Raw genomic sequence first — 4883 nt, forward strand, 5'->3', positions numbered from 1 at the left:
CGGTCCTGGTTGCCACCGACGCCCGCCGCAAGGAGGTCTACACGGCCTGCTACCGCGCCCAGGGGGCCGACGACGTCGAGCGGGTGACCGACCTCGAGGTGCTCACCCCCGCCGCGCTGCGCGAACGCGAGCAGACCGGCATGCAGCCGCCCGCCGACGTCGTCGCCGGTTCGGGCGCCGCCCTGTACCCCGAGCTGGCCGCCGACCGGCAGCTGCTGTCCCCCGTTTCCGGGGACGCCGGCACCCAGGTGCGCATCGCCCTGGCGCGGCAGCGCAGCGGCCAGACGGACGCCCTGGGCACCGAGCCGCTATATCTGCGCAGACCCGACATTCACATGCCCTCCTCCCGCGGGCCGGTGCGGTGAACAGCTCCGACACCGACACGACCAACGCCGGGACCGCCCCGGACCGGGTGCGGCTGCGGCCCATGACGCCCCCCGACCTGGAAGTGGTCTCCCGCCTGGAACCGGAGCTGTTCGGGGCAGAGGCCTGGAGCCCGGCCATGCTCGCCGCCGAGTTGGACCGCACCGCCGGGCCCGGCGCCGATCGCACCTACTTGGTTGCCGAAGCGCCCGGTAGGGACGGGTCCGTGCAGATCGTCGGCTACGCCGGGCTGTGGTACGGCGATGGCGGCGGCGACGCCGACCTGCTCACCATCGGCACCATCCCCTCAGTCCGACGCCGGGGCGTTGCTACCGCCATGCTCAGCGCGCTGCTGCACGCGGCCGCCGACGCCGGCTGCCGCGCGGTGCTGCTGGAGGTGCGCGCCTCGAATGAGGCGGCGCAGAGACTGTATGCCGCCCACGAGTTCAAGCCGATCGGCCACCGGCGTCGCTATTACCGGGCGCCGGTGGAGGATGCGACCGTCATGCGCCGATCCCTGAGACAGCCCGCTGACAGGTCGGCCTGATATTTGTCTGACAGCTCCGTGACGAAATGGATTCGGCTCGCACGGTTTGCTGACACGCTCACGGCGTGTGCAGGCAAGTGAACATGTGGGGGCGTCCTGCCGGTTTTCCGCGAGATGGCAAGGATGAGCTAATCCCTGCGGTGGGCGGGTAGCAGGTTTGGGACCATCGGCCGGAGGGCGTTCGTAAACTGCTGCCGTGGTGAAAACGTCTGCTCCCCCCAAGAAGAAGGCCGCGTATACGACGACGGTCTTCACTAAGCGTCTGATGGCCTGGTCGGGCATCGCCTTCATTGTCTTCGTCGTGTTCCACGCCTACGGGAACACCCATTACTTCCAGGGCGAGATCGCCTACGACCACTATGCGGTCTGGCTGCGCACCCTGCTTGAACCCCTCCTGCCTTACGGCGGCATGCTGTGGGTCCTGCGCATTGCGCTGATCGCGCTCCTGCTCGCCCACGTGATCAGTGCCTTCCGCCTGTGGTACCGCAACCGCCAGGCCCGCGGCAACGACAAGTACGAGGTCAAGAAGCCCGGCGCCGATTACTTCGCCTCCCGCTACGCCATGCGCACCATGCGCTGGGGTGGTGTCATCCTGCTGCTGTTTATTGTCTGGCACATTCTGCAGTTCACCACTCTCACACTGACCCCCGGCGGGGAGTACGTGCACGGTCGTGCCTACGCCAACATGTACTACGGCTTCCAGCTGTGGTGGGTGTATCTCATCTATCTGCTGGCCCTCGCGGCCCTGTGCCTGCACGTGTGGCACGGCGTGTGGTCCGCCCTGCAGACTCTCGGCGCGACTCGCGGTAACACCATTCCGTTCATCCGCCTGATCGCCTTCGTTGTTGCCTTCGGTCTGTTCGTGTGCTTCATGAGCGTGCCGACGGCGATCCTCTTCGGCTGGGTCGACGCCCCCATGGCCGCGGCCGACTACTACCCCCAGTTCTGCGATGCGATCGGCTCGGCCTCCGAACAGTTCGCCGAGTGCGTTGCCCACTGATCGAGAGTGAATGAATGATGACTGAACTCATCGACGGCCTCTACACCGAGGGCGAGAAGATCGCCGACACCAAGGCCCCGCACGACGTCCCGATTGCCCAGCGCTGGGAGCAGCGCAAGTTCAACGCCCAGCTGGTCAACCCGGCCAACCGCCGCAAGCTCGACATTATCGTCGTCGGCTCCGGCCTGGCCGGTGGCGCCGCCGCCGCCTCCCTGGGGGAGCAGGGCTACAACGTCAAGTGCTTCTTCTACCAGGACTCCGCCCGGCGGGCGCACTCCATTGCCGCCCAGGGCGGTATTAACGCCGCGAAGAACTACCGCAACGACGGCGACTCCGTCTACCGGCTCTTCTACGACACCGTCAAGGGCGGCGACTACCGCGCCCGCGAGGACAACGTCTACCGGCTGGCCGAGGTCAGCGCGAACATCATTGACCAGTGTGTGGCGCAGGGCGTTCCCTTTGCCCGCGAGTACGGCGGACTGCTCGATAACCGCTCCTTCGGTGGCGTGCAGGTCTCCCGCACCTTCTACGCCCGTGGCCAGACCGGGCAGCAGCTCCTCATCGGCGCCTACCAGGCGCTGGAGCGTCAGGTCCACGCCGGCACCGTTAAGGAGTACCGGCGCCACGAGATGGTCGAGCTCATCGTCATCGACGGGCGTGCCCGTGGCATTGTCACCCGCGACATGGTCACCGGTGAGATCGAGACTCACCTGGCTGACGCCGTCGTGCTGTGCACCGGTGGCTACGGCAACGTGTTTTTCCTGTCCACCAACGCCATGGGCTGCAACGCGACCGCCATCTGGCGTGCGCACCGCAAGGGCGCTTATTTCGCCAACCCCTGCTACACGCAGATCCACCCGACCTGCATTCCCCAGTCCGGTGACTTCCAGTCCAAGTTGACCCTCATGAGCGAGTCGCTGCGCAACGACGGCCGCATCTGGGTGCCCAAGAAGGCCGAGGACTGCGACAAGGACCCGCGCGACATTCCCGAGGAGGACCGCGACTACTACCTGGAGCGGATCTACCCCGCCTTCGGAAACCTCGTGCCGCGCGACATCGCCTCCCGCCAGGCCAAGAACATGTGCGACGAGGGCCGCGGCGTGGGACCGGCCATCAAGGAGCGTGACCCACAGGGCAACGAGCGCATGATGCGCCGTGGCGTCTACCTGGACTTCTCCGAGGCCATCGGCCGGTTGGGCAAGGACGCCGTCTCCGCCCGCTACGGCAACCTGTTCGAGATGTACCAGCGCATTACGGGGGACGACCCCTACGAGGTCCCCATGCGCATCTACCCGGCCGTGCACTACACCATGGGTGGTCTGTGGGTTGACTATGACCTGGAGTCCAACATCCCCGGCCTGTACGTGGCGGGCGAGGCCAACTTCTCCGACCACGGCGCGAACCGGCTCGGTGCCTCCGCCCTCATGCAGGGCCTGGCCGACGGCTACTTCGTGCTGCCGGACACCCTCAACGACTACCTGGCCGACATGCTCCGCATCGGCAAGGTCGACCCGGACGCTCCGGAGATCACCGAGGCCCGCAAGAGCGTGGAGGACCGTATTGAACGCCTCATGGCGCTGCGCGGTACCCGCTCCGTGGACGACTTCCACATGGCGCTGGGCCGCATCATGTGGGAGTACTGCGGCATGGAGCGCCGCGAGGAGGGGCTGCGGGAGGCCATCGGCCAGATCCGTGCCCTCAAGGAGGAGTTCTGGCGGGACGCGCGGGTGACCGGCGAGGCCATGGAGCTCAACCAGGCGCTGGAGAAGGCGGGCCGCCTGCTCGACTTCTTCGAGCTTGCCGAGCTCATGTGCATCGACGCCCTCCACCGTCGCGAATCCTGCGGCGGACACTTCCGGGGCGAGTCCCAGACCCCCGAGGGCGAGGCACTGCGTCACGACGACGAGTTCCTCTACGTGGCGGCCTGGGAGTGGGGCGGGGAGAACCAGCCCCCGATCCTCCACAAGGAAGACCTCATCTACAAGGACATCGAGCTCAAGCAGCGGAGTTACAAGTGAACATCAAGCTGAAGATCTGGCGCCAGAAGAACCAGGACTCCGAAGGGCACTTCGAGGAGTACTCGATGACCGGCATCGAGGAGCACATGAGCTTCCTCGAGGTCCTCGACCTGCTCAACGAGCAGCTCTTCGCCGAGGGCAAGGAGCCCGTCGCCTTCGACTCCGACTGCCGTGAGGGCATCTGCGGGCAGTGCGGCGTGGTCATCAACGGGCAGGCGCACGGCCCCATTCGGTCCACCACCTGCCAGCTGCACATGCGGCACCTGGCGGAGGACCCCTCCTTCAAGGACGGTTCCACCATCACCATTGAGCCGTGGCGTTCCACCGGCTTCCCGGTGCTCAAGGACCTTATCGTGGACCGCTCCGCCCTGGACCGCATTGTCCAGGCCGGCGGCTACATCTCCGTCAACACCGGGGCGGCCCCCGAGGCGCACTCCGTGCCGGTGCAGAAGGACAAGGCGGACGCCGCCTTCGAGGCCGCGGCGTGCATCGGCTGCGGCGCCTGCGTGGCCGCCTGCCCGAATGCTTCCGCCATGCTGTTCACCGGTGCGAAGATCTCCCACCTGGGCCTGCTGCCACAGGGCCAGCCGGAGCGACTCGCGCGCGTGGTCAACATGCTCAACCAGCACGACGCCGAAGGCTTCGGCGGTTGCACCAACATTGGTGAGTGCGCCGCCGTGTGCCCCAAGTCCGTGCCGCTGGAGGTCATTACCCGCCTCAACCGGGACCTCGGACACGCACTGTGGAAGGGACAGAAGGCAACCGCCTGAGGAATGACCCCGGGCTCACGCCGCTTGCGCCGCGCAGCAGTTCTCGTCAGAGCTGCTGTGCGGCGTCGTATATCTCCTGCGCCTGTGGATTCGGGTACGCGTCGTCCCGATCGATGACGCCGCCGAGCACAGCGGCGGTATCTGTCGGGGTTCGGGTTCGTGTCCAGGGGGGGGGCCCCGGTGCT

Annotated in this window: 5 protein-coding genes; all 5 read left to right on the top strand. The window is 66.9% G+C overall.

Going from position 1 to position 4883, the window contains the following annotated elements; translation table 11 throughout:
• A partial coding sequence (locus RWX45_RS10875; RefSeq protein ID WP_410050717.1) for a tRNA threonylcarbamoyladenosine biosynthesis protein TsaB occupies nucleotides 1-365 on the top strand: 365 nt, incomplete at its 5' end.
• Nucleotides 362-910 carry a GNAT family N-acetyltransferase gene (locus RWX45_RS10880; protein WP_316023741.1) on the top strand — a complete coding sequence of 183 codons (549 nt, stop codon included), beginning with the start codon at nucleotides 362-364 and terminating at the stop codon, nucleotides 908-910. The genes RWX45_RS10875 and RWX45_RS10880, both read left to right, overlap by 4 nt.
• Nucleotides 911-1106: 196 nt before the next feature.
• The gene (locus RWX45_RS10885; protein ID WP_316023742.1) at nucleotides 1107-1910 is read left to right on the top strand and encodes a succinate dehydrogenase cytochrome b subunit; all 804 of its coding nucleotides are present in this window, start codon (nucleotides 1107-1109) and stop codon (nucleotides 1908-1910) included.
• Between the two features lie 17 nt (nucleotides 1911-1927).
• Entirely contained in the window at nucleotides 1928-3928 is a 2001-nt protein-coding gene (locus RWX45_RS10890) for a fumarate reductase/succinate dehydrogenase flavoprotein subunit (RefSeq protein ID WP_316023744.1), read from the top strand.
• Nucleotides 3925-4698 (top strand): succinate dehydrogenase/fumarate reductase iron-sulfur subunit, encoded by a 774-nt coding sequence (locus tag RWX45_RS10895; protein ID WP_316023743.1) that lies wholly within the window; start codon nucleotides 3925-3927, stop codon nucleotides 4696-4698. Before RWX45_RS10890 ends, RWX45_RS10895 begins: the two co-directional genes overlap by 4 nt.
• Nucleotides 4699-4883 lie beyond the last annotated feature (185 nt).

This window comes from Actinomyces sp. MRS3W (genome assembly GCF_032465695.1).
GTDB lineage: Bacteria > Actinomycetota > Actinomycetes > Actinomycetales > Actinomycetaceae > Actinomyces.

Bases quoted from the DNA above. Each gene is read 5' to 3' on its own strand.
- RWX45_RS10890 (WP_316023744.1), top strand. From the start codon at position 1,928: ATGACTGAACTCATCGACGGCCTCTACACCGAGGGCGAGAAGATCGCC.